The sequence below is a fragment of the Faecalimicrobium sp. JNUCC 81 genome, from assembly GCF_053667625.1.
This window is the reverse complement of sequence record NZ_CM132203.1, coordinates 2,253,221-2,278,547: the sequence shown is the minus strand read 5'-3', so window position 1 is coordinate 2,278,547 and position 25,327 is coordinate 2,253,221. Positions and strand designations below refer to the sequence as shown.

Annotated in this window: 24 protein-coding genes; 18 read left to right on the top strand and 6 right to left on the bottom strand. The window is 29.8% G+C overall.

Annotated elements, in window-relative coordinates; all coding sequences use genetic code 11:
- The first annotated feature begins 2 nt into the window (after nucleotides 1-2).
- The 6 genes from JNUCC81_RS11290 to JNUCC81_RS11265 all read left to right on the top strand — a co-directional run bounded on the left by JNUCC81_RS11290 (nucleotide 3) and on the right by JNUCC81_RS11265 (nucleotide 4,395).
- Nucleotides 3-137, top strand: coding sequence for an XkdX family protein (locus JNUCC81_RS11290; RefSeq protein ID WP_454093557.1), 135 nt, complete (start codon nucleotides 3-5; stop codon nucleotides 135-137).
- A 73-nt stretch (nucleotides 138-210) separates the two neighbouring features.
- Nucleotides 211-870, top strand: a complete 660-nt coding sequence (locus tag JNUCC81_RS11285) for a Rha family transcriptional regulator (protein ID WP_454093556.1) — start codon at nucleotides 211-213, stop codon at nucleotides 868-870.
- A 180-nt stretch (nucleotides 871-1,050) separates the two neighbouring features.
- A complete protein-coding gene (locus JNUCC81_RS11280) occupies nucleotides 1,051-1,263 on the top strand; it encodes a BhlA/UviB family holin-like peptide (protein ID WP_454093555.1) in 213 nt (70 codons plus the stop codon).
- A gap of 2 nt (nucleotides 1,264-1,265) precedes the next feature.
- The gene (locus JNUCC81_RS11275) at nucleotides 1,266-2,015 is read left to right on the top strand and encodes a peptidoglycan recognition protein family protein (protein ID WP_454093554.1); all 750 of its coding nucleotides are present in this window, start codon (nucleotides 1,266-1,268) and stop codon (nucleotides 2,013-2,015) included.
- Nucleotides 2,016-2,258: 243 nt separating this feature from the next.
- Nucleotides 2,259-4,163, top strand: a complete 1,905-nt coding sequence (locus tag JNUCC81_RS11270; protein ID WP_454093553.1) for a cell wall-binding repeat-containing protein — start codon at nucleotides 2,259-2,261, stop codon at nucleotides 4,161-4,163.
- 94 nt (nucleotides 4,164-4,257) lie between these two features.
- Nucleotides 4,258-4,395 (top strand): hypothetical protein, encoded by a 138-nt coding sequence (locus tag JNUCC81_RS11265; RefSeq protein ID WP_454093552.1) that lies wholly within the window; start codon nucleotides 4,258-4,260, stop codon nucleotides 4,393-4,395.
- A gap of 27 nt (nucleotides 4,396-4,422) precedes the next feature.
- Here JNUCC81_RS11265 and JNUCC81_RS11260 read toward each other — a convergent pair whose 3' ends face one another.
- The 4 genes from JNUCC81_RS11260 to JNUCC81_RS11245 all read right to left on the bottom strand — a co-directional run bounded on the left by JNUCC81_RS11260 (nucleotide 4,423) and on the right by JNUCC81_RS11245 (nucleotide 7,774).
- On the bottom strand, nucleotides 4,423-5,001 hold the full coding sequence (locus JNUCC81_RS11260) for an ABC transporter substrate-binding protein (RefSeq protein ID WP_454093551.1): 579 nt from the start codon (nucleotides 4,999-5,001) through the stop codon (nucleotides 4,423-4,425).
- Between the two features lie 158 nt (nucleotides 5,002-5,159).
- Nucleotides 5,160-5,963, bottom strand: coding sequence for an ABC transporter permease (locus JNUCC81_RS11255; RefSeq protein WP_454093550.1), 804 nt, complete (start codon nucleotides 5,961-5,963; stop codon nucleotides 5,160-5,162).
- Nucleotides 5,950-6,123, bottom strand: a complete 174-nt coding sequence (locus JNUCC81_RS11250) for a hypothetical protein (protein WP_454093549.1) — start codon at nucleotides 6,121-6,123, stop codon at nucleotides 5,950-5,952. Before JNUCC81_RS11250 ends, JNUCC81_RS11255 begins: the two co-directional genes overlap by 14 nt.
- 22 nt (nucleotides 6,124-6,145) lie before the next feature.
- Entirely contained in the window at nucleotides 6,146-7,774 is a 1,629-nt protein-coding gene (locus tag JNUCC81_RS11245; protein WP_454093548.1) for a recombinase family protein, read from the bottom strand.
- Between the two features lie 171 nt (nucleotides 7,775-7,945).
- Here JNUCC81_RS11245 and JNUCC81_RS11240 point away from each other — a divergent pair, with 171 nt between their 5' ends.
- The 6 genes from JNUCC81_RS11240 (at nucleotide 7,946) to grdF (JNUCC81_RS11215) (ending at nucleotide 15,071) form a co-directional block, all read left to right on the top strand.
- Entirely contained in the window at nucleotides 7,946-8,185 is a 240-nt protein-coding gene (locus tag JNUCC81_RS11240; RefSeq protein WP_454093547.1) for a hypothetical protein, read from the top strand.
- A 270-nt stretch (nucleotides 8,186-8,455) separates the two neighbouring features.
- Nucleotides 8,456-9,835, top strand: a complete 1,380-nt coding sequence (locus tag JNUCC81_RS11235; protein WP_454093546.1) for a sigma-54 interaction domain-containing protein — start codon at nucleotides 8,456-8,458, stop codon at nucleotides 9,833-9,835.
- A 296-nt stretch (nucleotides 9,836-10,131) separates the two neighbouring features.
- Nucleotides 10,132-10,869, top strand: a complete 738-nt coding sequence (locus JNUCC81_RS11230; protein WP_454093545.1) for an isochorismatase family protein — start codon at nucleotides 10,132-10,134, stop codon at nucleotides 10,867-10,869.
- A 132-nt stretch (nucleotides 10,870-11,001) separates the two neighbouring features.
- Nucleotides 11,002-12,399 (top strand): dihydropyrimidinase, encoded by a 1,398-nt coding sequence (hydA, locus tag JNUCC81_RS11225; protein WP_454093544.1) that lies wholly within the window; start codon nucleotides 11,002-11,004, stop codon nucleotides 12,397-12,399.
- Nucleotides 12,400-12,449: 50 nt separating this feature from the next.
- On the top strand, nucleotides 12,450-13,736 hold the full coding sequence (grdG, locus tag JNUCC81_RS11220) for a sarcosine reductase complex component B subunit alpha (protein WP_208333528.1): 1,287 nt from the start codon (nucleotides 12,450-12,452) through the stop codon (nucleotides 13,734-13,736).
- A gap of 21 nt (nucleotides 13,737-13,757) precedes the next feature.
- Nucleotides 13,758-15,071, top strand: coding sequence for a sarcosine reductase complex component B subunit beta (grdF, locus tag JNUCC81_RS11215; RefSeq protein WP_454093543.1), 1,314 nt, complete (start codon nucleotides 13,758-13,760; stop codon nucleotides 15,069-15,071).
- A gap of 161 nt (nucleotides 15,072-15,232) precedes the next feature.
- Here the strand turns inward: grdF (JNUCC81_RS11215) and JNUCC81_RS11210 are convergent, their stop codons facing one another.
- A complete protein-coding gene (locus tag JNUCC81_RS11210) occupies nucleotides 15,233-16,861 on the bottom strand; it encodes a recombinase family protein (RefSeq protein WP_454093548.1) in 1,629 nt (542 codons plus the stop codon).
- Between the two features lie 171 nt (nucleotides 16,862-17,032).
- On the opposite strand from JNUCC81_RS11210, the gene JNUCC81_RS11205 reads away from it, so the two are divergent.
- The 6 genes from JNUCC81_RS11205 to grdF (JNUCC81_RS11180) all read left to right on the top strand — a co-directional run bounded on the left by JNUCC81_RS11205 (nucleotide 17,033) and on the right by grdF (JNUCC81_RS11180) (nucleotide 24,158).
- Complete coding sequence (locus tag JNUCC81_RS11205) at nucleotides 17,033-17,272, top strand: hypothetical protein (protein ID WP_454093547.1); 240 nt, start codon at nucleotides 17,033-17,035, stop codon at nucleotides 17,270-17,272.
- A gap of 270 nt (nucleotides 17,273-17,542) precedes the next feature.
- Nucleotides 17,543-18,922, top strand: a complete 1,380-nt coding sequence (locus tag JNUCC81_RS11200) for a sigma-54 interaction domain-containing protein (RefSeq protein ID WP_454093546.1) — start codon at nucleotides 17,543-17,545, stop codon at nucleotides 18,920-18,922.
- A 296-nt stretch (nucleotides 18,923-19,218) separates the two neighbouring features.
- Nucleotides 19,219-19,956 carry an isochorismatase family protein gene (locus tag JNUCC81_RS11195; RefSeq protein WP_454093545.1) on the top strand — a complete coding sequence of 246 codons (738 nt, stop codon included), beginning with the start codon at nucleotides 19,219-19,221 and terminating at the stop codon, nucleotides 19,954-19,956.
- A 132-nt stretch (nucleotides 19,957-20,088) separates the two neighbouring features.
- Nucleotides 20,089-21,486, top strand: a complete 1,398-nt coding sequence (gene hydA, locus JNUCC81_RS11190) for a dihydropyrimidinase (RefSeq protein WP_454093544.1) — start codon at nucleotides 20,089-20,091, stop codon at nucleotides 21,484-21,486.
- Nucleotides 21,487-21,536: 50 nt separating this feature from the next.
- Nucleotides 21,537-22,823 (top strand): sarcosine reductase complex component B subunit alpha, encoded by a 1,287-nt coding sequence (gene grdG, locus JNUCC81_RS11185; protein ID WP_208333528.1) that lies wholly within the window; start codon nucleotides 21,537-21,539, stop codon nucleotides 22,821-22,823.
- A 21-nt stretch (nucleotides 22,824-22,844) separates the two neighbouring features.
- A complete protein-coding gene (gene grdF / locus JNUCC81_RS11180) occupies nucleotides 22,845-24,158 on the top strand; it encodes a sarcosine reductase complex component B subunit beta (protein ID WP_454093543.1) in 1,314 nt (437 codons plus the stop codon).
- A gap of 106 nt (nucleotides 24,159-24,264) precedes the next feature.
- Here the strand turns inward: grdF (JNUCC81_RS11180) and JNUCC81_RS11175 are convergent, their stop codons facing one another.
- Nucleotides 24,265-24,876 carry an ABC transporter ATP-binding protein gene (locus JNUCC81_RS11175; protein WP_454093542.1) on the bottom strand — a complete coding sequence of 204 codons (612 nt, stop codon included), beginning with the start codon at nucleotides 24,874-24,876 and terminating at the stop codon, nucleotides 24,265-24,267.
- Nucleotides 24,877-25,327: the final 451 nt, after the last annotated feature.

Genomic DNA, 25,327 nt, shown 5'->3' with positions numbered 1-25,327 from the left:
TTATGTGGAAGGATACGATTAAAGCTTGGTATAAGGAAAGTTTGTATAATAATGAGGATGTAAAAGTATTTGTTTTAGCAAAGATGATAACAACTGAAGAATATAAAGAAATAACTAACGAGGACTACATAGCATAGTTCTTTTTTTATTGGCTAGAATTAACTTTCTAGCCTTTTTTAATACAACAATATAACTATAGGGGAAAAAATAATGAATAATATAAATAAAATATCAAGTGAAAATGTAGAAATATTAAGAGTAGATAGTAGAGAAGTTGCTGATATGGTAGAAATGAGACATGATAGATTATTAAGAAAAATAGATAAGATAACTAAAGATTTTAACCAAACCAAAATTGGGGTGGTTAATTACTGGATTGAAAGTACATACAAAGATGGAAAAGGTGAAGAACGAAAATGTTATTTAGTAACAAAGCAAGGTTGTGAATTCATAGCTCATAAAACTACTGGTACAAAAGGTAATATTTTTACTCATAAATATATGCAACGATTCAAAGAACTTGAGTCAATAGTACATGGAACAAAGTCTATTAATCCAGAGGATATAATAAGCGTTGTATCTAGTAAAGTAGACAACGAAATAGATAGAATTTCTAATCAATATTCTAATTATATAAGACCTTTAGCAATAGATAAGGCTAGAATAGGAAAATACATAAAACAAAGATTAGGAATCAAAAAAGCTAATGAAGATTTTTATTTAGTCAAAGAGAGAGTTCTTATATTACTTGATGCTGATAAGTGGGAAGATGTACCTGTAAATAAGTTAAAGAATGCATTTAATTTAGTAGATGAGAGCATCGATGCTTTAGTTCGAACTAGAGAAATAAAACAAACTCGCTGGTTTTAAATTTTTCATTAACACAAAAAGAGACCGTAAAAATTTTTGGAAAGGTTTTTAACGGTCTCTTTTTTAGTGCTTCTATCTATAATTAAACTACTTAGACACAATTCAATAATATCATATGAAAGGAGGAAGTATTATATTTTTCCAAACCAAAATCAAATAAATTTTAGAAAGGAATAAAAAATGGAAAATTTAAGTTTTGATTATTTAGTATCGCAAGGAATATTTGCGGTACTTTTTGTTTGGCTACTTTTCGATAGCAAAAAAGATAGTAAAGAAAGAGAGAAAGAATATCAAAAGACTATAAATAGCCTAGCAAATAAGATTTCAATAGTAAATGAAATAAAAGAAGATGTAAATGAAATAAAAATTAAGTTAGAAAAGGATGGTAATTAATTATGATAATAAACCAAAATTTAGTTAGCAAAAGTAAGTATAATATAAAATGCCCTTACTCATTAAAGCCTGAGTATATAACCGTACATAATACAGATAATACAGCATCAGCTAAAGATGAAGTTGGCTATATGATTAGAAATAACAAACAAATTAGTTTTCATGTTGCTGTAGATGATAGAGAAGCCATACAAGGGATACCATTTAATAGAAATGCTTGGGCGGCAGGTGATGGCAAGAATGGTACAGGTAATAGAAAATCAATACATGTTGAAATATGCAAAAATAAATTAGGTGCTAACAATATTACATTCAAAAAATGTGAAGATAATGCAGTTAAAGTATGTGCTCAATTATTAAAAGAATTCGGATTAGGGATAGACAAATTAAGAAGTCATAGAAATTGGAGTGGAAAGAATTGTCCATCAACTACTAATTTTGATAATTTTAAATCTAGAGTAGAAAAGGAGTTAAAGTCAATGACGCAAGCTAAAAAATATAAGAATTGTATTTTATATGGTAACGATATAGATAAAGTTGCAGCAGAAGTTTTAGGTTGGGGTAAAACTGACTGTATAGTTAAGCATGCGAAAGATCATGTGGCAGGAGAAGGATTTAATTTATTTGTTATAGGTGGACCAGCAAAAGAATTATTAGATAAAATGAAAACAGGCGAGAGATATACATCTATAATAGGAAGTAATAGATTTGTTACTATTATAAAGGTTTTGAAAAATATAGGTAAATTATAAAATATATGATAAAATAATTAAGATATTGACAATAGTTTTATAGTTTATTGGTATAGTTTTATATAAAAAGGTACGGTTTCCTAATCCCGTACCTTTTTGTTTGTAAAAAATAGGAACTCCAAGTAAATTAAGACTTTATATAAAAATAAACAAAAAATAAAGTATAATACAAAAATTTACAAAATTAGACATTAAAAATATTATATACTGTACTTTGATGCTTAAAATATTAGGAGGGAATAAATGAAAATATCTAAGAAATTATTATCATTAGGGTTAACGTTATCATTAGTATTAGGGTATGCCACTAGTATTAATGCTGCGGTATCAAATGTATCTGAAATAAAAGGGGGAAACAGATACGAAACAGCTGCAAAGATAGCAGATAATCAAAAGTATACAACTGCTATATTAGTAAATTCAGATAAAAGCCTAGCGGATGGATTAAGTGCTAGTGGATTATCTGGAGCGGTAAATTCACCAATACTTTTAACTAAGAAAGATACAGTACCAAATGAAACACTATCTAGACTTAAAAATGTAGAGAAGGTTTATGTTATAGGTGGCCCTAACGCAATTAGTTCAAAGGTAGAAAATCAACTAAAGTCTAAAGGTATAAAAGAAATAGAGAGAATACAAGGAAATAACAGAATAGAAACTAGTTATAAAGTAGCTAAAGAAATAAGTAAAATAAAAAAAGTTGATAAAATAATATTAACTAATGGAACTAGAGGGGAAGCGGATGCAATGAGTGCTTCTTCAGTAGCAGCTAGAGATGGAGCGCCGATAATACTAACAAATGGACAAAGCTTACCATTTGATGCTAGTAAAGTAGAAAGTTATGTAATAGGATCAAGTTCAGTAATGAGTGATGAATTAGTTAAGAAAAGTAATTCAACTAGACTTGGTGGAAAAGATAGATATGATACTAACAAGAAGGTAGTAGAGAAATTCTATAAAGGAACTAAAGAATTTTATTTATCAAAAGGAGATTTATTAGTTGATGCTCTTACTGCATCTCCTTTAGCTAAAAATTCTCCAGTAGTTCTAGTTAAAAACTACAGTGATAAAACTATACTTAACGGAGCAACGAAGCTTACTGCATTAGGCGGAATAGATACAAAGGTAGTAGACCAATCTATCCAAGCAAGTAAAGGAGTTTATATAACTCAAAATATGGAAATTCATTTCATAGATGTAGGTCAAGGGGATGCAACATACATAGAGCTAGCAGATGGGACTGATATATTAATAGATGCTGGCGAAAGTAAATATGGTAACATAGTAGTAAACTATTTAAAGAATTTAGAAAAGGATATAGATATAGAGTATTTAATAGCTACTCACCCCGATAGTGATCATATAGGGGGAATGCAACAAGCATTTAAGGATTTAAAAATTAAGAATTTCTACTATCCTCAAGATGCACCACATAACACGCAAACATGGAATAATGTACTTAATTTAGCTAAAAATGAAGGATGCAGTATAATAGATGCTAAAAGTGGAACTACGCTTAACTTAGGTGGAGCGGTATTAAAATTTGTTCATCCAAACGTTGATTATAAAGGGAGTAATGAAGATAGTGTTGTAGCATTATTAGATTATAACGATACTGAAGTATTATTAACTGGAGATGCAGAAGCTATAACAGAACAAGATATGGTAAATCAAAATTTAGTAGGATATATTGATGTTTTAAAAGTAGGTCATCATGGATCTAATAGTTCATCAACTCAAACATTCTTAAATAAAGTTAAGCCAGAAAATTCTGTAATAAGTGTTGGAAAAGACAATAATTATGGACATCCAACTTCAGAAGTTTTAAATAGATTAGTTGGAGTAGGTTCAAAGGTGTGGAGAACAGATAAGAATGGGAATATTGTTTTAAGTAGCGATGGATATACATATAATATAAAAGCAAATGGAAACCCTCAAACTGGATCAGTTGAGGGAGATAATGGAAATAATAACAGTGGAAGTGGTATAACTGAAAACACAACAGTATATGTAACTCCTTCTGGAAAATCATATCATTCTACTAAAAATTGCACTACATTAAAAAGAAGTACAACTATACTAAGCATGACTTTAAAAGAAGCAAAAAATAAAGGGAAATCAGACCCTTGCAATGTATGTGTAAAATAAACCTAAAAAAGTAGTAGGCTTAATTAGCTTACTACTTTTATTTTTATTATAAAAACTTAGGATATCGAAGCTAAATATATTAAATTATTACAGTATGTCATTATCATATTTATTAGGTTTTCTAGGGACAAGTAAAGGAATGGATGCAAGCAAGTATTTACAATCATATTATTTTAATAATGCCTCAGAAAATCAAGCGTTATTGTGGGATAAAGAACAATTAAGTAAATAAAAAATTTAGGTTGTATATATTAGTATATTAAATATAAAGGTATAAACAAACACCGAATTGTACATCAGTTCTAACGTTAGTTTCACCTTTAGCTGTGTTTTCACCTATTGTAAGTCCATTTTTCTTTAATACATATTCAAAAGTCATTAGAGGAACTCCACCTTTTCTTCCTCCAAGAACCTCTTTACCTTTTAAGTCTTCATATTTGAAGTTAGGCATTTCTTCTCTAGCCATTAAGAAGCTTCCATCTCTTTTAGTAAGTTGAGCAAAGTTTACTGCATAATCCTTACTTCCTTGATTATAGACATAAATTGATGCTTCAGGGCCCATAAGACCGATTTGAGCTTCTCCTGATATTAAAGCAGCCATAGTTTTGTCAGCACCTTGAGTATTTATGATATCAATATCAATACCTTCATCCTCAAAAAATCCTTTTGTTATAGCTGCATATTGTGGAGCATAAAATACTGAATGAGTAACCTCTGCAATAGTAACTTTATCTAATTTTTTCTCTTCTGGAGCTTTAGTAGTGTTATTTGTGCATCCTGTAAGGCAAAGGGCGCTTAATGCTAAGGAGCTAGTAAGCGTAATAAACTTTTTAAACATATTAATCCCCCTTATATAAAAAGTCTGTAGTATTAAAAAATACTAACGATATTACATATTATTAGTTTTACAGTTTAATTGTTACTTTTAATAAGATGCACAACATAATTTATAAATTTTTTATTATATATAATTAATCTCCTTAAATTTAAAAAATATTATCTTCTTGAATTATATATTTTTTCAACAATATTTAAAATTTCATACATAACCCAAGCACAAAATGCTAAGACAAAGACACCCATCATAACTAGATCTAATTTAAATACTTGGCTACCATAAACTATTAGATATCCAATACCACTTCTAGAAACTAAGAATTCCCCTACTATAACACCAACCCATGCCATACCAATATTTATCTTAGTAAGGTTTATAAGGTTTCCTATATTTGCAGGAAGTATTAATTTAAACAATACTTGATGTTTTTTTGCTCCAAAGCTTTTAAGCATTTTAACTTTTTCTTCATCAACGCTTATAAAGTATTGATAAGCTGATAGAATTGTAACAACTACTGAAATAGTAACTGCAGTCACAACAATGCCTGAAATTCCAGCTCCAGCCCAAACTATAATAATAGGAGCTAGGGCAGTTTTAGGAAGAGCATTTAATACAACTAAAAAAGGATCTAATATCTTTGATAATTTTTTAGACCACCATAGAGCAATTGCTACTAATATTCCAAGAACTGTACCAATTACAAGTCCAAGTAAAGTTTCATAAACTGATACCCAAACATGTTCTAGAAGCTGGCCATTTTGGATATATTTCATAAATAAGTGATATATATCACTTGGCTTACTAAATAAGAATGTATTTATAATATTGTAATTTGCAAGAATTTCCCATAAAACTAAAAATCCTACCAATAAAATTATTTGAAAGAATAATACATTTCGTTTTTCGACTTTAGTCTTTTTAATATAATCTAAATAACCTTGAGAATCTTTACTTAACCTCATTAGAATCAAACTCCTTCCATAATTTATCGAAGTAGTCTTGGAACTTTGGAACCTTACGTGTTTGAAGAGGTGTTAAATCATTATCTTCACGAAGATTTATAGTGTATATACCTTTTACAGTAGAAGGTCGTTTAGAGAGTACAGCTACCTTATCAGACATACTAATAGCTTCTGCTTTGTGTTTAAAAATGCAACTTTGAGTTTATTTTATCGGTAGGGTTTAGTGAATTTAATTGAGGATTAAAGCCAACATAGTTAATTATTAAAGTATTATTACTAGAAGACCAATCCACGGATTCTAGTATGGAATTTAATAATTGTTTTTTTTTATCTACATTAGCATTATCAATCTCATCATTGAATCTATTTAGATTGTTTATTAAAACATCTAAGTTTAAATTTGAATTGTTTATTTCTTGAGTATGACTTTTTAAAGAATCAAGTTCAGATTTTAAATTTAATATTTCATTATTAAGCATTTCTATTTTTTTAATTATAAAAGAGGAAGCTAAGCTATCTTTAAATTTAGCTAATTGCATAACTAGATTATCAACAAGTTTTTCTTTTTCTTTCATAGTTGAACTTAATGAGCTTATTTTTATGTCTAGATCTTTATTGTTTTGTTTATTAATTAATTTAGATTTTTTATATTCTTTTATCATGGATTCTACATTTACATTTTTTATACGAGAAATTACTAGTGGCTCGATTTTATCAGCTCTTATATTTTTACAGCTACAAGCAGATTTACCAAGTGTTTTTTTCTTTCCACATACATAATAAATGATAGTTCCATTAGCTGAGCTTTTATATGATAGTCTCATACTTGATCCACATATTGAACATTTTAAAATGCCTGAAAGTAAAGTATTAGATCCAGTTCCAGTCCTAGGAGCTTTATTACTATTAATATCTAATAATTTCTGAACTTTAATCCAATCTTTTGCGCATATAACTCCTTCATGGTTAGCTAAAGCGGCAATAGGAGTAGAGCTATTTTTAGCATATGTTAATAGGCCATGTTTATTATCAGGAGATCCTATAACATCAAAATGTTTACTTCTCAAATAGTTAAATACTTCTTCAGTTGCATTTACATATGCAGGATTTCTTAATAAGGTAGAAACTGAGCTAGGAGAGAAGCTACCATCGTAAGGACCTTTTATACCATTTTCATATAAATGTTTATGGAGTTTAGTTAGAGATCCAAGTTTAATATACTTATTGAAAATGTATTTAACAACTTCCATACTTTCTTTATCAGTTTCTAATTTATACATTTTACGTTGTGTCATATTTTCATCAAAATATGTTATGCAAGAAGATTTGAATCCATAAGGGGTTCTTCCACCTAACCATCGTCCGGTTTTTGCTAATTCATACATATTATCCCTGACGCGTTCGGCGATAGTTTCACGTTCTAGCTGTGCAAATACGGATGAAATATATAGCATGGCTCTTCCCATTGGAGTTGATGTATCGAATTGTTCTTTGATAGATACAAAGTCAATGTTTAATTTATTTAAATGTTCTATTAAAGATGAAAAATCTGATATATTTCTTGAGATTCTATCTAAGCGATAGCACACTAAACAGTCAAAGTTTTTACTATTAGCATCAGATAGTAACTTTTTAAACATAGGTCTATTCGTATTACTTCCAGAATAACCTTCATCCTGATATACATATATATCATCCTTTGAAACAGAGTAGTGAGAATTAATGTAATCATTGCATAATTGGATTTGATTTTCTATTGACTCTCCTTTCCCTGTGAATACGGATTTACGAGAGTATATAGCTATTTTCATTTATTACCTCCATTTATTAACCTAGATATATATTATAATATAAGGATTTAATATATTTTGTTAACTTATATAAATATATAAATTATTTTAATATAAAAACATAACGAAGGTAACAACACACAGTTATATTGAATATCGTAGTATAAAAGGATTCGCAGGGAGGATGACTTTATGCGTATTAGTTCAGAAGATATAAAAGTAAAAGTAAATTATCCAGAAGATAGCTATTTAAATGATGAAATAGAGAGTATAAAGGCAAAGTGGATACTAGATCAACAGTTAGAATTATATGGAGAAGAGAATTTAGCACTAGCGTATCAAATATGGATTTCTATTAAGGAGATAGAACATACAGGGGCTACATATGAACAGGCTAAAAAGATTGTTTTTAAACGATATATAGACATATAGGATAAATTAACAGATTATAAGCTTAAAGTATAGTGTTAATTAGTAGCAAATATACCATTTACGGATTATATTACCAAGAATAAATTTAATATATAAAATATAAGCCCTAGGTCGTGATTAATGACATAGGGCTTATATTTTATAATTTACGTAATTATTATACTCTTAGATAATATCGTCTATAGCTAGAGGATAAGATGTTTATTAATAGAATAAATTATGAAGTAGATAATTTATAAATAGTTACCAATAATAAAGGAGGAGTAAATATTGAATAGTAGCTTTTATAAGTATGCCATTGACTCATCTTATGATGGGATATTAATTACAGACGGAGAAGGAAACATAATATATGTAAATTCACAGTATGAAGATATTACAGGTTTAAAAAAAGAGGATATTATAAATAAGAATCTTTTAACTCTTTTAAATAATGGAATTATAAATAAAGCAATATCTTTAGAAGTTTTAAAAAATGGAAGGTCTATTTCTACAACACATAGATATATAACTGGAAAGTCAGCTATTAGCTCTGCAAAACCTATTTTTGATAATAACAGAAAAATAATAGGTGTCATAAATAATACTAGAGATATGGAAGATCTTGCAAAGTTAAAAGAAGAGATTAAGGAATATATCGCTAAAGAGAAAAAAGCAAATCAGAAGATAATAAATTTAAAAAACTTAATAAATAAAAGTGAAGATTATATATTTACAAGTAAAGCAATGAAAAATACAGAAAATCTTGCTTCTAAAGTAGCAATTTTTGATTCAACAGTTATGATATATGGTGAATCAGGTACGGGAAAAGAAGTATTAAGTAAGTATATTCATAGCCAAAGTTTAAGAAAAGATAATATATTTATAAAAGTAAACTGTGCAGCAATACCAAAGGAATTATTTGAATCAGAACTATTTGGATATGAAAAAGGAGCTTTTACAGGAGCTTCTACTAATGGGAAAATAGGATTTTTTGAACTTGCAAATGGCGGGACTTTATTTCTTGATGAGATAGGAGAGTTAGAATTATTAGTACAATCAAAATTACTTCGTGCTCTTCAAGAAAAAGAAATTACTAGAATAGGTGGGAAAAATAGTATTAAACTTGATATAAGAGTCATTGCATCTACAAATAGAAACTTGGAACAGGAAGTTGAAAATAAAAACTTTAGACAAGATCTTTACTTTAGACTTAATGTTTTTCCAATTACAATACCTCCTCTTAGAGAAAGGAGTGAAGAAATAGAAGTATTTATAAAATATTTTATTAAAAAGCTTAATAACAAGTATAAGACAAATAAAGAAATATCTAAAGAAGCCATGAATTATCTTTTAAGATATGATTATCCAGGCAATGTTAGAGAACTTGAAAATTTAGTAGAATATCTATTTATTTTAAGTGAAAAAACAATAGAAGTAGAAATGATACCTGGAAAAATTTTATCGCAAATAATGATTTCCGATTATAAAAGTGGTAGTAATCTTATAAAGAAAGAAAAACTAAATTATCTTATGGGACTATATGAAAAAACAATAATAGAAGATACAATTTCAAAATATCACACCTTAGAAGAAGCCTCAGCAGTTTTGGGGATACACTACTCTACATTATCAAGAAAAATGAATAAGTATAAATTAAAATTTACATAAAATAAAAAATATAAAAGAAAATTCATAACCTATATATAAATTTGGGATAAATCTATGATTTATTTTGAAAAACTGCAAAAAAAGTTTTTCTTTTGCAGTTATGATAAAACTACAATATTAATGGATAAGACACAAGATAATTTAATTCATTTGCAAAATTGCAAATGAATTTTACTTTATAACAGAAAAATAGCTTTATAGCTTAGTTTTCAACTTTATTTATTTTTGGCATGAACCTTGCTATATAAAGGCAAAGGAAACATTCCTTAAAAATAAATAAGGGGGAATATTTTATTATGAAGAATAAGGATTTTAAATTTGTTGATAATTACCAATTTGATGAGGAACTATTAAGAAAGGCATTTGATGAAGCAAGGGAAGTTTACAAAGAAAGAGGATTTATGAGAAAGATGGGTTATGGTAAAGCACCAGCTATAACAACTGTTGATATGGCTAAGGCTTGGATGAGTGAAGGCCATCCATTTACTTGTGATAAATCTGAAGCAGTTTGTGCAGAGGCACTTAAAGTTTTAGAAGCAGGAAGAAAAGCTGGAGTACCAATATTTCATACTACAACTGGATATATTGGAGATGCACAATGGGATCTTCCAAGATGGGATGAAAAAATACCTATGAGTGCTCTTGATATTAACTCTGAGTGGCTGGAAATAGATCCTAAATTAAAGCCAAGACCAGAAGAACCAGTTATACATAAAAAATATGCATCTAACTTCTTTGGAACTCATTTAGCTCAAACTCTTAATTACTTAGGTGTAGATACATTAATAGTAATGGGAGCTACTGCTTGTGCATGTGTTAGACATACAGTAATGGATTCTACAGGATATGGATTTAAAACAATAGTTCCAAGAGGAACAATTGGTGATAGAGTTCCTGGAGTTATTGAGTGGAACTTATTTGATATGGAAGCTAAGTTCTGTGATGTTGTTTCTGTTGAAGAGGTTGTTGAGTACTTAGAAGGAATAGACTCAAGTGTATATACTAAATCAGATAGAAAGTATGGCAATAAATAGTATTAAAAGTAAATAACAAATAATTTACTAACATAGGAGGTACATAATATAAAGTGCCTCCTTTTCAAATTTTAGAAACAGGATGAGAACTTACTAAGTGAGCCAAGTAATTTTTAAATGGGAGGTATGTATATGGGTATAGTTATTAAAAATGGTACAGTTTTATCTGCTAATGACGAATTTGTTTCAGATATCCTTATAGAAGGAGAAAAAATTATAGAAATTGGTCTAAACTTATGTGAGGATGGTCATGAGGTAATAGATGCTACTGATAAATATGTAATTCCAGGTGGAGTAGACGAACATGTACATATGGGTTCTTTTGCTACACTTTCTTTTGAAACATCTCATGCAGCACTTGTAGGTGGAACAACTACTATAGTTGACTTTGCTCCTCAGATTAAAGGTAGGGGTATAATTGAATCTATTGATATACAAAATAAAGAATTTGCAGATGGAAAATCATCATCTGATTACTCATTCCATGGAATGGTTATGGATACTAATGAAAGTTTGCTAGATGAAATTCCAAAGATGGTTGATGCTGGTATTACAACTCTTAAATTTTTTATGGCATATAAATATACGCCTTTTATGGTACCAGATGATTTAATATTTAAAGGTATGCAAATAGCTAAGGATTATGGAATAACTATTATGGTTCACGCTGAAAATGGAGATATGGTATATACTCTGCAAAATCAGTTATTATCTCAAGGGAAAACTGAGCCAGTTTATCACGCATATTCAAGACCTGCTATTGTTGAAGATGAAGCTACACAAAGGGCTATTTATCTATCAGAACTTGCTGGATGCCCTTTATTTGTAGTCCATGTTTCATCAAAAGGAGCTATGGAACATATTAAAGCTGCTAATGAAAAAGGATTACCAGTATACGGAGAAACTTGTACTCATTATCTAACTCTAAATCAATCCTTCTTAGAAAAACCAAACTTTGAGGGTGCTAAATATGTATGTTCACCAGCACTTAGAACAGATGAACATATTGATGCTATGTGGGATGCAATAAAAAATAATTACTTGCTTGCTGTAGGTTCAGACCATGCAGCTGTTAAAGGTGGCTTTGAAAAGAAAAAAGATGGTCTTAATAATTTTGCAAAAATTCCTAATGGTTGTCCTAGTGTACAAGATAGAATGGTTATGCTTTGGACTCAAGGAGTTGAAAAAGGAAAAATTTCAAAACAAAGATTTGTAGATATATTTGCAACTACACCTGCAAAAATAGTAGGACTATATCCTCAAAAAGGAGCTATACTTCCAGGTTCAGATGCAGATATTGTAATATATGATCCTTCTTATAGAGGAACTATTACACATGCTGATAGTTATGAAGGAACTGACTATGCAGCTTTTGAAGGATTTGAAAGATATGGAATAGCTGATAAGGTATTTTTACGTGGTAGCCTTGTAGCACAAAGAGGAAAATTTGTAGGTGAAAAAGGTAAGGGAAAATATATTAAACCAAAGCCATATGCACTATGTTATGAAGGATTTAAGATAAAAGATTAATACCTAAAAATAGCAAACAATATATCATATAAACAAAAGGGGGTATTTTAATGAAGTTAGAATTAGGTAAAATATTTATAAATGATGTACAATTTGGAACAGAAACTAAGGTAGTAAAATCAACTCTATACGTAAATAAAGATGAAGTTGAGAGATTAGTATTAGAAGATGAACGAATAAAAGAAGTTAAAGTTGAGTTAGCTAGACCGGGTGAGTCAATTAGAATTGCTCCAGTAAAAGATGTTATAGAGCCAAGAGTCAAAGTAGACTCTGAAAGTGGAATATTTCCAGGGATTATAAGTAAGGTTAAAACTGTAGGAGAAGGAAGAACTCATGCATTAATTGGAGCTTGTGTAGTAACTTGCGGTAGTATAGTAGGTTTTCAAGAAGGTGTAATTGATATGAGCGGACCAACTGCAAAGTATACACCATTTTCAAATACAAATAATATTTGTATCGTAGTAGAGCCTAAGGAGAATTTAGAAACTCATAACTATGAGGCAGCTGCAAGAATAGCAGGTCTTAAAGTTGCTACATATATAGGTCAATCAGGTAAAGAAGTAGAGCCAGATGAAATAGTAACATACGAAACAAAACCATTAGCAAAGCAGATAAAAGAATATGAAAATCTTCCTACAGTAGCATATGTTCACATGCTGCAATCTCAAGGGCTTTTACATGATACTTATTACTATGGAGTAGATGCTAAGCAAATGGTTCCTACATTTATGTATCCAACAGAAATCATGGATGGGGCTATAATATCAGGAAATTGCGTTGCACCTTGTGATAAGGTAACTACCTTTCATCACTTAAACAATCCAGTTATAGAAGACTTATACAAAAGACATGGAAAAGATTTAAACTTTGTAGGAGTTGTATTAACCAATGAAAATGTGTTTTTAATGGATAAAGAAAGAAGTTCTGATATGGTTGCAAAGTTAGTTGAATACTTAGGAGTAGATGGAATTATCATAACAGAAGAAGGATATGGAAACCCAGATACAGATTTAATGATGAACTGTAAAAAATGTACTAATGTAGGTTGTGATGTTGTATTAATAACAGATGAGTTCCCTGGAAAAGATGGAAAGAGTCAATCAGTAGCAGATGCAACTAAAGAAGCTGATGCATTAGTGTCTTGTGGTCAAGGTAATTTAGTAGTACATTTCCCAGCTATGGATAAAGTAATAGGTACTTTAGAGTATGTAGAGATGATGATAGGTGGATATAAAGGTTGTATTGAAGAAGATGGAAGTATGTATGCAGAGATTCAAATAATCATAGCTTCTACCATAGCAAATGGATACAACCACCTAGCAGCTAGATACTATTAATATTAAATAGGGGGGAATTTTATGAGTAAGTTAAGAGTAGTTCATTATATAAACAATTTCTTTGCGGGAATTGGAGGAGAAGAAAAAGCTGATATAAAACCTGAAAAAAGAGTTGGAGTAGTAGGTCCTGGAATAGCTCTTCAAAAGTCATTAGGTGAAGAAGCTGAAATAGTAGCAACTGTAATCTGTGGAGATTCATATTTTGGAGAAAATATTGAAGAAGCTAGTAAAGTATTATTAGAAATGATAAAAGAGGAAAGACCAGACATATTTATAGCAGGGCCAGCTTTTAATGCAGGTAGATACGGAGTTGCTTGTGGTAGTATATGTAAAAAAGTTGAAGAAGAATTAAATATACCGGTAGTTACAGGAATGTATGTTGAAAATCCAGGCGTTGATATGTTTAAGATTGATTTATATATAGTATCAACTAAAAGCTCAGCAGCAGATTTAAGAAAATCTATCCCTAAAATGGCAAGTATTGGTATAAAATTAGCAAAAGGTGAAGAAGTAGGTCCACCAGAGGTTGAAGGTTATATTCAAAGAGGAATAAGAATTAACTACTTCCATGAGCTAAGGGGTTCTGAAAGAGCAGTAGAAATGTTAGTTAGAAAAATGAATAAACAAAACTATATAACAGAGTATCCTATGCCAGAGTTTGATAGAGTTGATCCTGCTAAAGCAATAATTGATATATCAAAAGTAAAGGTTGCATTAGTTACATCAGGAGGTATAGTTCCAATTGATAATCCAGATAGAATAGAATCTTCAAGTGCTACAAAGTATGGTATATATGATTTAACAGGAATGGATTCTATGTCAAAAGATGATTTCACAACAATACATGGAGGATATGATAGAGCTTATGTGCTAAAAAACCCTAACTTAGTAGTTCCACTTGATGTTTTAAGAGAGTTAGAAAAAGAAGGTGTAATAGGAGAGTTAGCAAACTATTTTGTAACTACAACAGGTACAGGAACGAGTGTTGGTAATGCTAAAAGTTTTGGAGAAGATTTTGCTAAGAAATTAGTAGCAGATGGTGTTAAAGCTGTGATACTTACTTCTACGTGAGGTACTTGTACACGTTGCGGTGCAACGATGGTAAAAGAAATAGAAAGGGCAGGAATTGCTGTAGTTCATATATGTACAGTAGTACCAATATCTTTAACGATAGGTGCAAATAGAATAGTACCAGCAGTAGGTATACCATATCCACTAGGGAATCCAACTTTAAGTGATGTAGATAGCAAGAAAATAAGAAGAAACTTGGTATTAAGGGGATTAAAAGCACTTCAAACAGAAATAGATAATCAAACAGTATTTGAATCTAATTAAAATAAAAATCAATATAAGCCCTAAGTCGTGGATATTGACTTAGGGCTTATATTGATTTTTATTTAATATTACCATGTTTTATAGTAAATCAGTTAATAAATAGTAGTTACACCAATTTTATCAAAGGTTGCACTTTGTGACAGATAGCTTCTGCTTTGTGTTTAAAAATGCAACTTTGAGTTTATTTTATCGGTAGGGTTTAGTGAATTTAATTGAGGATTAAAGCCAACATAGTTAATTATTAAAGTATTATTACTAGAAGACCAATCCACGGATTCTAGTATGGAATTTAATAATTGTTTTTTTTTATCTACATTAGCATTATCAATCTCATCATTGAATCTATTTAGATTGTTTATTAAAACATCTAAGTTTAAATTTGAATTGTTTATTTCTTGAGTATGACTTTTTAAAGAATCAAGTTCAGATTTTAAATTTAATATTTCATTATTAAGCATTTCTATTTTTTTAATTATAAAAGAGGAAGCTAAGCTATCTTTAAATTTAGCTAATTGCATAACTAGATTATCAACAAGTTTTTCTTTTTCTTTCATAGTTGAACTTAATGAGCTTATTTTTATGTCTAGATCTTTATTGTTTTGTTTATTAATTAATTTAGATTTTTTATATTCTTTTATCATGGATTCTACATTTACATTTTTTATACGAGAAATTACTAGTGGCTCGATTTTATCAGCTCTTATATTTTTACAGCTACAAGCAGATTTACCAAGTGTTTTTTTCTTTCCACATACATAATAAATGATAGTTCCATTAGCTGAGCTTTTATATGATAGTCTCATACTTGATCCACATATTGAACATTTTAAAATGCCTGAAAGTAAAGTATTAGATCCAGTTCCAGTCCTAGGAGCTTTATTACTATTAATATCTAATAATTTCTGAACTTTAATCCAATCTTTTGCGCATATAACTCCTTCATGGTTAGCTAAAGCGGCAATAGGAGTAGAGCTATTTTTAGCATATGTTAATAGGCCATGTTTATTATCAGGAGATCCTATAACATCAAAATGTTTACTTCTCAAATAGTTAAATACTTCTTCAGTTGCATTTACATATGCAGGATTTCTTAATAAGGTAGAAACTGAGCTAGGAGAGAAGCTACCATCGTAAGGACCTTTTATACCATTTTCATATAAATGTTTATGGAGTTTAGTTAGAGATCCAAGTTTAATATACTTATTGAAAATGTATTTAACAACTTCCATACTTTCTTTATCAGTTTCTAATTTATACATTTTACGTTGTGTCATATTTTCATCAAAATATGTTATGCAAGAAGATTTGAATCCATAAGGGGTTCTTCCACCTAACCATCGTCCGGTTTTTGCTAATTCATACATATTATCCCTGACGCGTTCGGCGATAGTTTCACGTTCTAGCTGTGCAAATACGGATGAAATATATAGCATGGCTCTTCCCATTGGAGTTGATGTATCGAATTGTTCTTTGATAGATACAAAGTCAATGTTTAATTTATTTAAATGTTCTATTAAAGATGAAAAATCTGATATATTTCTTGAGATTCTATCTAAGCGATAGCACACTAAACAGTCAAAGTTTTTACTATTAGCATCAGATAGTAACTTTTTAAACATAGGTCTATTCGTATTACTTCCAGAATAACCTTCATCCTGATATACATATATATCATCCTTTGAAACAGAGTAGTGAGAATTAATGTAATCATTGCATAATTGGATTTGATTTTCTATTGACTCTCCTTTCCCTGTGAATACGGATTTACGAGAGTATATAGCTATTTTCATTTATTACCTCCATTTATTAACCTAGATATATATTATAATATAAGGATTTAATATATTTTGTTAACTTATATAAATATATAAATTATTTTAATATAAAAACATAACGAAGGTAACAACACACAGTTATATTGAATATCGTAGTATAAAAGGATTCGCAGGGAGGATGACTTTATGCGTATTAGTTCAGAAGATATAAAAGTAAAAGTAAATTATCCAGAAGATAGCTATTTAAATGATGAAATAGAGAGTATAAAGGCAAAGTGGATACTAGATCAACAGTTAGAATTATATGGAGAAGAGAATTTAGCACTAGCGTATCAAATATGGATTTCTATTAAGGAGATAGAACATACAGGGGCTACATATGAACAGGCTAAAAAGATTGTTTTTAAACGATATATAGACATATAGGATAAATTAACAGATTATAAGCTTAAAGTATAGTGTTAATTAGTAGCAAATATACCATTTACGGATTATATTACCAAGAATAAATTTAATATATAAAATATAAGCCCTAGGTCGTGATTAATGACATAGGGCTTATATTTTATAATTTACGTAATTATTATACTCTTAGATAATATCGTCTATAGCTAGAGGATAAGATGTTTATTAATAGAATAAATTATGAAGTAGATAATTTATAAATAGTTACCAATAATAAAGGAGGAGTAAATATTGAATAGTAGCTTTTATAAGTATGCCATTGACTCATCTTATGATGGGATATTAATTACAGACGGAGAAGGAAACATAATATATGTAAATTCACAGTATGAAGATATTACAGGTTTAAAAAAAGAGGATATTATAAATAAGAATCTTTTAACTCTTTTAAATAATGGAATTATAAATAAAGCAATATCTTTAGAAGTTTTAAAAAATGGAAGGTCTATTTCTACAACACATAGATATATAACTGGAAAGTCAGCTATTAGCTCTGCAAAACCTATTTTTGATAATAACAGAAAAATAATAGGTGTCATAAATAATACTAGAGATATGGAAGATCTTGCAAAGTTAAAAGAAGAGATTAAGGAATATATCGCTAAAGAGAAAAAAGCAAATCAGAAGATAATAAATTTAAAAAACTTAATAAATAAAAGTGAAGATTATATATTTACAAGTAAAGCAATGAAAAATACAGAAAATCTTGCTTCTAAAGTAGCAATTTTTGATTCAACAGTTATGATATATGGTGAATCAGGTACGGGAAAAGAAGTATTAAGTAAGTATATTCATAGCCAAAGTTTAAGAAAAGATAATATATTTATAAAAGTAAACTGTGCAGCAATACCAAAGGAATTATTTGAATCAGAACTATTTGGATATGAAAAAGGAGCTTTTACAGGAGCTTCTACTAATGGGAAAATAGGATTTTTTGAACTTGCAAATGGCGGGACTTTATTTCTTGATGAGATAGGAGAGTTAGAATTATTAGTACAATCAAAATTACTTCGTGCTCTTCAAGAAAAAGAAATTACTAGAATAGGTGGGAAAAATAGTATTAAACTTGATATAAGAGTCATTGCATCTACAAATAGAAACTTGGAACAGGAAGTTGAAAATAAAAACTTTAGACAAGATCTTTACTTTAGACTTAATGTTTTTCCAATTACAATACCTCCTCTTAGAGAAAGGAGTGAAGAAATAGAAGTATTTATAAAATATTTTATTAAAAAGCTTAATAACAAGTATAAGACAAATAAAGAAATATCTAAAGAAGCCATGAATTATCTTTTAAGATATGATTATCCAGGCAATGTTAGAGAACTTGAAAATTTAGTAGAATATCTATTTATTTTAAGTGAAAAAACAATAGAAGTAGAAATGATACCTGGAAAAATTTTATCGCAAATAATGATTTCCGATTATAAAAGTGGTAGTAATCTTATAAAGAAAGAAAAACTAAATTATCTTATGGGACTATATGAAAAAACAATAATAGAAGATACAATTTCAAAATATCACACCTTAGAAGAAGCCTCAGCAGTTTTGGGGATACACTACTCTACATTATCAAGAAAAATGAATAAGTATAAATTAAAATTTACATAAAATAAAAAATATAAAAGAAAATTCATAACCTATATATAAATTTGGGATAAATCTATGATTTATTTTGAAAAACTGCAAAAAAAGTTTTTCTTTTGCAGTTATGATAAAACTACAATATTAATGGATAAGACACAAGATAATTTAATTCATTTGCAAAATTGCAAATGAATTTTACTTTATAACAGAAAAATAGCTTTATAGCTTAGTTTTCAACTTTATTTATTTTTGGCATGAACCTTGCTATATAAAGGCAAAGGAAACATTCCTTAAAAATAAATAAGGGGGAATATTTTATTATGAAGAATAAGGATTTTAAATTTGTTGATAATTACCAATTTGATGAGGAACTATTAAGAAAGGCATTTGATGAAGCAAGGGAAGTTTACAAAGAAAGAGGATTTATGAGAAAGATGGGTTATGGTAAAGCACCAGCTATAACAACTGTTGATATGGCTAAGGCTTGGATGAGTGAAGGCCATCCATTTACTTGTGATAAATCTGAAGCAGTTTGTGCAGAGGCACTTAAAGTTTTAGAAGCAGGAAGAAAAGCTGGAGTACCAATATTTCATACTACAACTGGATATATTGGAGATGCACAATGGGATCTTCCAAGATGGGATGAAAAAATACCTATGAGTGCTCTTGATATTAACTCTGAGTGGCTGGAAATAGATCCTAAATTAAAGCCAAGACCAGAAGAACCAGTTATACATAAAAAATATGCATCTAACTTCTTTGGAACTCATTTAGCTCAAACTCTTAATTACTTAGGTGTAGATACATTAATAGTAATGGGAGCTACTGCTTGTGCATGTGTTAGACATACAGTAATGGATTCTACAGGATATGGATTTAAAACAATAGTTCCAAGAGGAACAATTGGTGATAGAGTTCCTGGAGTTATTGAGTGGAACTTATTTGATATGGAAGCTAAGTTCTGTGATGTTGTTTCTGTTGAAGAGGTTGTTGAGTACTTAGAAGGAATAGACTCAAGTGTATATACTAAATCAGATAGAAAGTATGGCAATAAATAGTATTAAAAGTAAATAACAAATAATTTACTAACATAGGAGGTACATAATATAAAGTGCCTCCTTTTCAAATTTTAGAAACAGGATGAGAACTTACTAAGTGAGCCAAGTAATTTTTAAATGGGAGGTATGTATATGGGTATAGTTATTAAAAATGGTACAGTTTTATCTGCTAATGACGAATTTGTTTCAGATATCCTTATAGAAGGAGAAAAAATTATAGAAATTGGTCTAAACTTATGTGAGGATGGTCATGAGGTAATAGATGCTACTGATAAATATGTAATTCCAGGTGGAGTAGACGAACATGTACATATGGGTTCTTTTGCTACACTTTCTTTTGAAACATCTCATGCAGCACTTGTAGGTGGAACAACTACTATAGTTGACTTTGCTCCTCAGATTAAAGGTAGGGGTATAATTGAATCTATTGATATACAAAATAAAGAATTTGCAGATGGAAAATCATCATCTGATTACTCATTCCATGGAATGGTTATGGATACTAATGAAAGTTTGCTAGATGAAATTCCAAAGATGGTTGATGCTGGTATTACAACTCTTAAATTTTTTATGGCATATAAATATACGCCTTTTATGGTACCAGATGATTTAATATTTAAAGGTATGCAAATAGCTAAGGATTATGGAATAACTATTATGGTTCACGCTGAAAATGGAGATATGGTATATACTCTGCAAAATCAGTTATTATCTCAAGGGAAAACTGAGCCAGTTTATCACGCATATTCAAGACCTGCTATTGTTGAAGATGAAGCTACACAAAGGGCTATTTATCTATCAGAACTTGCTGGATGCCCTTTATTTGTAGTCCATGTTTCATCAAAAGGAGCTATGGAACATATTAAAGCTGCTAATGAAAAAGGATTACCAGTATACGGAGAAACTTGTACTCATTATCTAACTCTAAATCAATCCTTCTTAGAAAAACCAAACTTTGAGGGTGCTAAATATGTATGTTCACCAGCACTTAGAACAGATGAACATATTGATGCTATGTGGGATGCAATAAAAAATAATTACTTGCTTGCTGTAGGTTCAGACCATGCAGCTGTTAAAGGTGGCTTTGAAAAGAAAAAAGATGGTCTTAATAATTTTGCAAAAATTCCTAATGGTTGTCCTAGTGTACAAGATAGAATGGTTATGCTTTGGACTCAAGGAGTTGAAAAAGGAAAAATTTCAAAACAAAGATTTGTAGATATATTTGCAACTACACCTGCAAAAATAGTAGGACTATATCCTCAAAAAGGAGCTATACTTCCAGGTTCAGATGCAGATATTGTAATATATGATCCTTCTTATAGAGGAACTATTACACATGCTGATAGTTATGAAGGAACTGACTATGCAGCTTTTGAAGGATTTGAAAGATATGGAATAGCTGATAAGGTATTTTTACGTGGTAGCCTTGTAGCACAAAGAGGAAAATTTGTAGGTGAAAAAGGTAAGGGAAAATATATTAAACCAAAGCCATATGCACTATGTTATGAAGGATTTAAGATAAAAGATTAATACCTAAAAATAGCAAACAATATATCATATAAACAAAAGGGGGTATTTTAATGAAGTTAGAATTAGGTAAAATATTTATAAATGATGTACAATTTGGAACAGAAACTAAGGTAGTAAAATCAACTCTATACGTAAATAAAGATGAAGTTGAGAGATTAGTATTAGAAGATGAACGAATAAAAGAAGTTAAAGTTGAGTTAGCTAGACCGGGTGAGTCAATTAGAATTGCTCCAGTAAAAGATGTTATAGAGCCAAGAGTCAAAGTAGACTCTGAAAGTGGAATATTTCCAGGGATTATAAGTAAGGTTAAAACTGTAGGAGAAGGAAGAACTCATGCATTAATTGGAGCTTGTGTAGTAACTTGCGGTAGTATAGTAGGTTTTCAAGAAGGTGTAATTGATATGAGCGGACCAACTGCAAAGTATACACCATTTTCAAATACAAATAATATTTGTATCGTAGTAGAGCCTAAGGAGAATTTAGAAACTCATAACTATGAGGCAGCTGCAAGAATAGCAGGTCTTAAAGTTGCTACATATATAGGTCAATCAGGTAAAGAAGTAGAGCCAGATGAAATAGTAACATACGAAACAAAACCATTAGCAAAGCAGATAAAAGAATATGAAAATCTTCCTACAGTAGCATATGTTCACATGCTGCAATCTCAAGGGCTTTTACATGATACTTATTACTATGGAGTAGATGCTAAGCAAATGGTTCCTACATTTATGTATCCAACAGAAATCATGGATGGGGCTATAATATCAGGAAATTGCGTTGCACCTTGTGATAAGGTAACTACCTTTCATCACTTAAACAATCCAGTTATAGAAGACTTATACAAAAGACATGGAAAAGATTTAAACTTTGTAGGAGTTGTATTAACCAATGAAAATGTGTTTTTAATGGATAAAGAAAGAAGTTCTGATATGGTTGCAAAGTTAGTTGAATACTTAGGAGTAGATGGAATTATCATAACAGAAGAAGGATATGGAAACCCAGATACAGATTTAATGATGAACTGTAAAAAATGTACTAATGTAGGTTGTGATGTTGTATTAATAACAGATGAGTTCCCTGGAAAAGATGGAAAGAGTCAATCAGTAGCAGATGCAACTAAAGAAGCTGATGCATTAGTGTCTTGTGGTCAAGGTAATTTAGTAGTACATTTCCCAGCTATGGATAAAGTAATAGGTACTTTAGAGTATGTAGAGATGATGATAGGTGGATATAAAGGTTGTATTGAAGAAGATGGAAGTATGTATGCAGAGATTCAAATAATCATAGCTTCTACCATAGCAAATGGATACAACCACCTAGCAGCTAGATACTATTAATATTAAATAGGGGGGAATTTTATGAGTAAGTTAAGAGTAGTTCATTATATAAACAATTTCTTTGCGGGAATTGGAGGAGAAGAAAAAGCTGATATAAAACCTGAAAAAAGAGTTGGAGTAGTAGGTCCTGGAATAGCTCTTCAAAAGTCATTAGGTGAAGAAGCTGAAATAGTAGCAACTGTAATCTGTGGAGATTCATATTTTGGAGAAAATATTGAAGAAGCTAGTAAAGTATTATTAGAAATGATAAAAGAGGAAAGACCAGACATATTTATAGCAGGGCCAGCTTTTAATGCAGGTAGATACGGAGTTGCTTGTGGTAGTATATGTAAAAAAGTTGAAGAAGAATTAAATATACCGGTAGTTACAGGAATGTATGTTGAAAATCCAGGCGTTGATATGTTTAAGATTGATTTATATATAGTATCAACTAAAAGCTCAGCAGCAGATTTAAGAAAATCTATCCCTAAAATGGCAAGTATTGGTATAAAATTAGCAAAAGGTGAAGAAGTAGGTCCACCAGAGGTTGAAGGTTATATTCAAAGAGGAATAAGAATTAACTACTTCCATGAGCTAAGGGGTTCTGAAAGAGCAGTAGAAATGTTAGTTAGAAAAATGAATAAACAAAACTATATAACAGAGTATCCTATGCCAGAGTTTGATAGAGTTGATCCTGCTAAAGCAATAATTGATATATCAAAAGTAAAGGTTGCATTAGTTACATCAGGAGGTATAGTTCCAATTGATAATCCAGATAGAATAGAATCTTCAAGTGCTACAAAGTATGGTATATATGATTTAACAGGAATGGATTCTATGTCAAAAGATGATTTCACAACAATACATGGAGGATATGATAGAGCTTATGTGCTAAAAAACCCTAACTTAGTAGTTCCACTTGATGTTTTAAGAGAGTTAGAAAAAGAAGGTGTAATAGGAGAGTTAGCAAACTATTTTGTAACTACAACAGGTACAGGAACGAGTGTTGGTAATGCTAAAAGTTTTGGAGAAGATTTTGCTAAGAAATTAGTAGCAGATGGTGTTAAAGCTGTGATACTTACTTCTACGTGAGGTACTTGTACACGTTGCGGTGCAACGATGGTAAAAGAAATAGAAAGGGCAGGAATTGCTGTAGTTCATATATGTACAGTAGTACCAATATCTTTAACGATAGGTGCAAATAGAATAGTACCAGCAGTAGGTATACCATATCCACTAGGGAATCCAACTTTAAGTGATGTAGATAGCAAGAAAATAAGAAGAAACTTGGTATTAAGGGGATTAAAAGCACTTCAAACAGAAATAGATAATCAAACAGTATTTGAATCTAATTAAAATAAAAATCAATATAAGCCCTAAGTCGTGGATATTGACTTAGGGCTTATATTGATTTTTATTTAATATTACCATGTTTTATAGTAAATCAGTTAATAAATAGTAGTTACACCAATTTTATCAAAGGTTGCACTTTGTGACAGATAGCTTCACTTATATCATGTGTAACTAAAATTGCAGATTTATTTTCATTTCTTATAATTTTATAAACATCATCACTTACTAAAAGTCTTGTTTGATAATCAAGTGCAGAGAAAGGTTCATCAAGAAGCAAAATATCAGGATTTACTGAAAGAGTACGAATAAGTGCAACTCTTTGTCTCATACCACCAGACAGTTCTTTTGGATACATATTTCTAAACTCCCAAAGTCCATAAGTTTTCAAAAGTTCTTCAACTCTGGCTATTGCTTTTGTCGTTTTTTTCTTTTGAATTTCAAGACCTAGTGTTATATTGTCCATTATGTTTCTCCATTCTAGTAAATGGTCTTTTTGAAACATATACCCAATATTTCCATTTACGACTACGTCTCCATTAGTTGGTTTTAAAAGTTTTGTAAGAATGTTTAAAATAGTTGACTTTCCACATCCAGAAGGACCAAGAAGTGTTAGAATTTCTCCCTCATTTAAAGAAAAATTCATATCATTTAGAACTTGTAGCTCCCCTTCTTTATTGTAGAAAGTCATCGAAAGATTTTTGACTTGTACTATATTACCCAAGTTGTCACCCCCAGTTAAAATTGAAACTATACTTTATAGTATTAAATTTGAATAGGATTTGTACCAGTTTGGAGTTGTTAATTACGTTTAATAGATAAGAAATTTGATAAGTGTATCTTAGAGAAAATAACAGAGTAGAATGATTTTCTAGCTACTTGTTGAAATTAGATTAAATTGCTAGAAATTTATCTTGATAACTATATCTATGAAAAAATAAAGAAAAAGAAAGTTTAGGTAGTTGTAATTTGCTGTAAAGTGGTGTAATATAATGTGTGATATGAAAAGAAAATATAAAAAAACAAATTAGTATGTAAGCAATTGTAGAATATTTTAATTTAAAATGAAATAGTTAATTTAAAATAAAAAAAATAATTTAAAACAAGAGAAGGAATACGTAAATCCATGTAGAATATTATATATAAATAAAACTTTATATTAAAGTTTTGTTTAT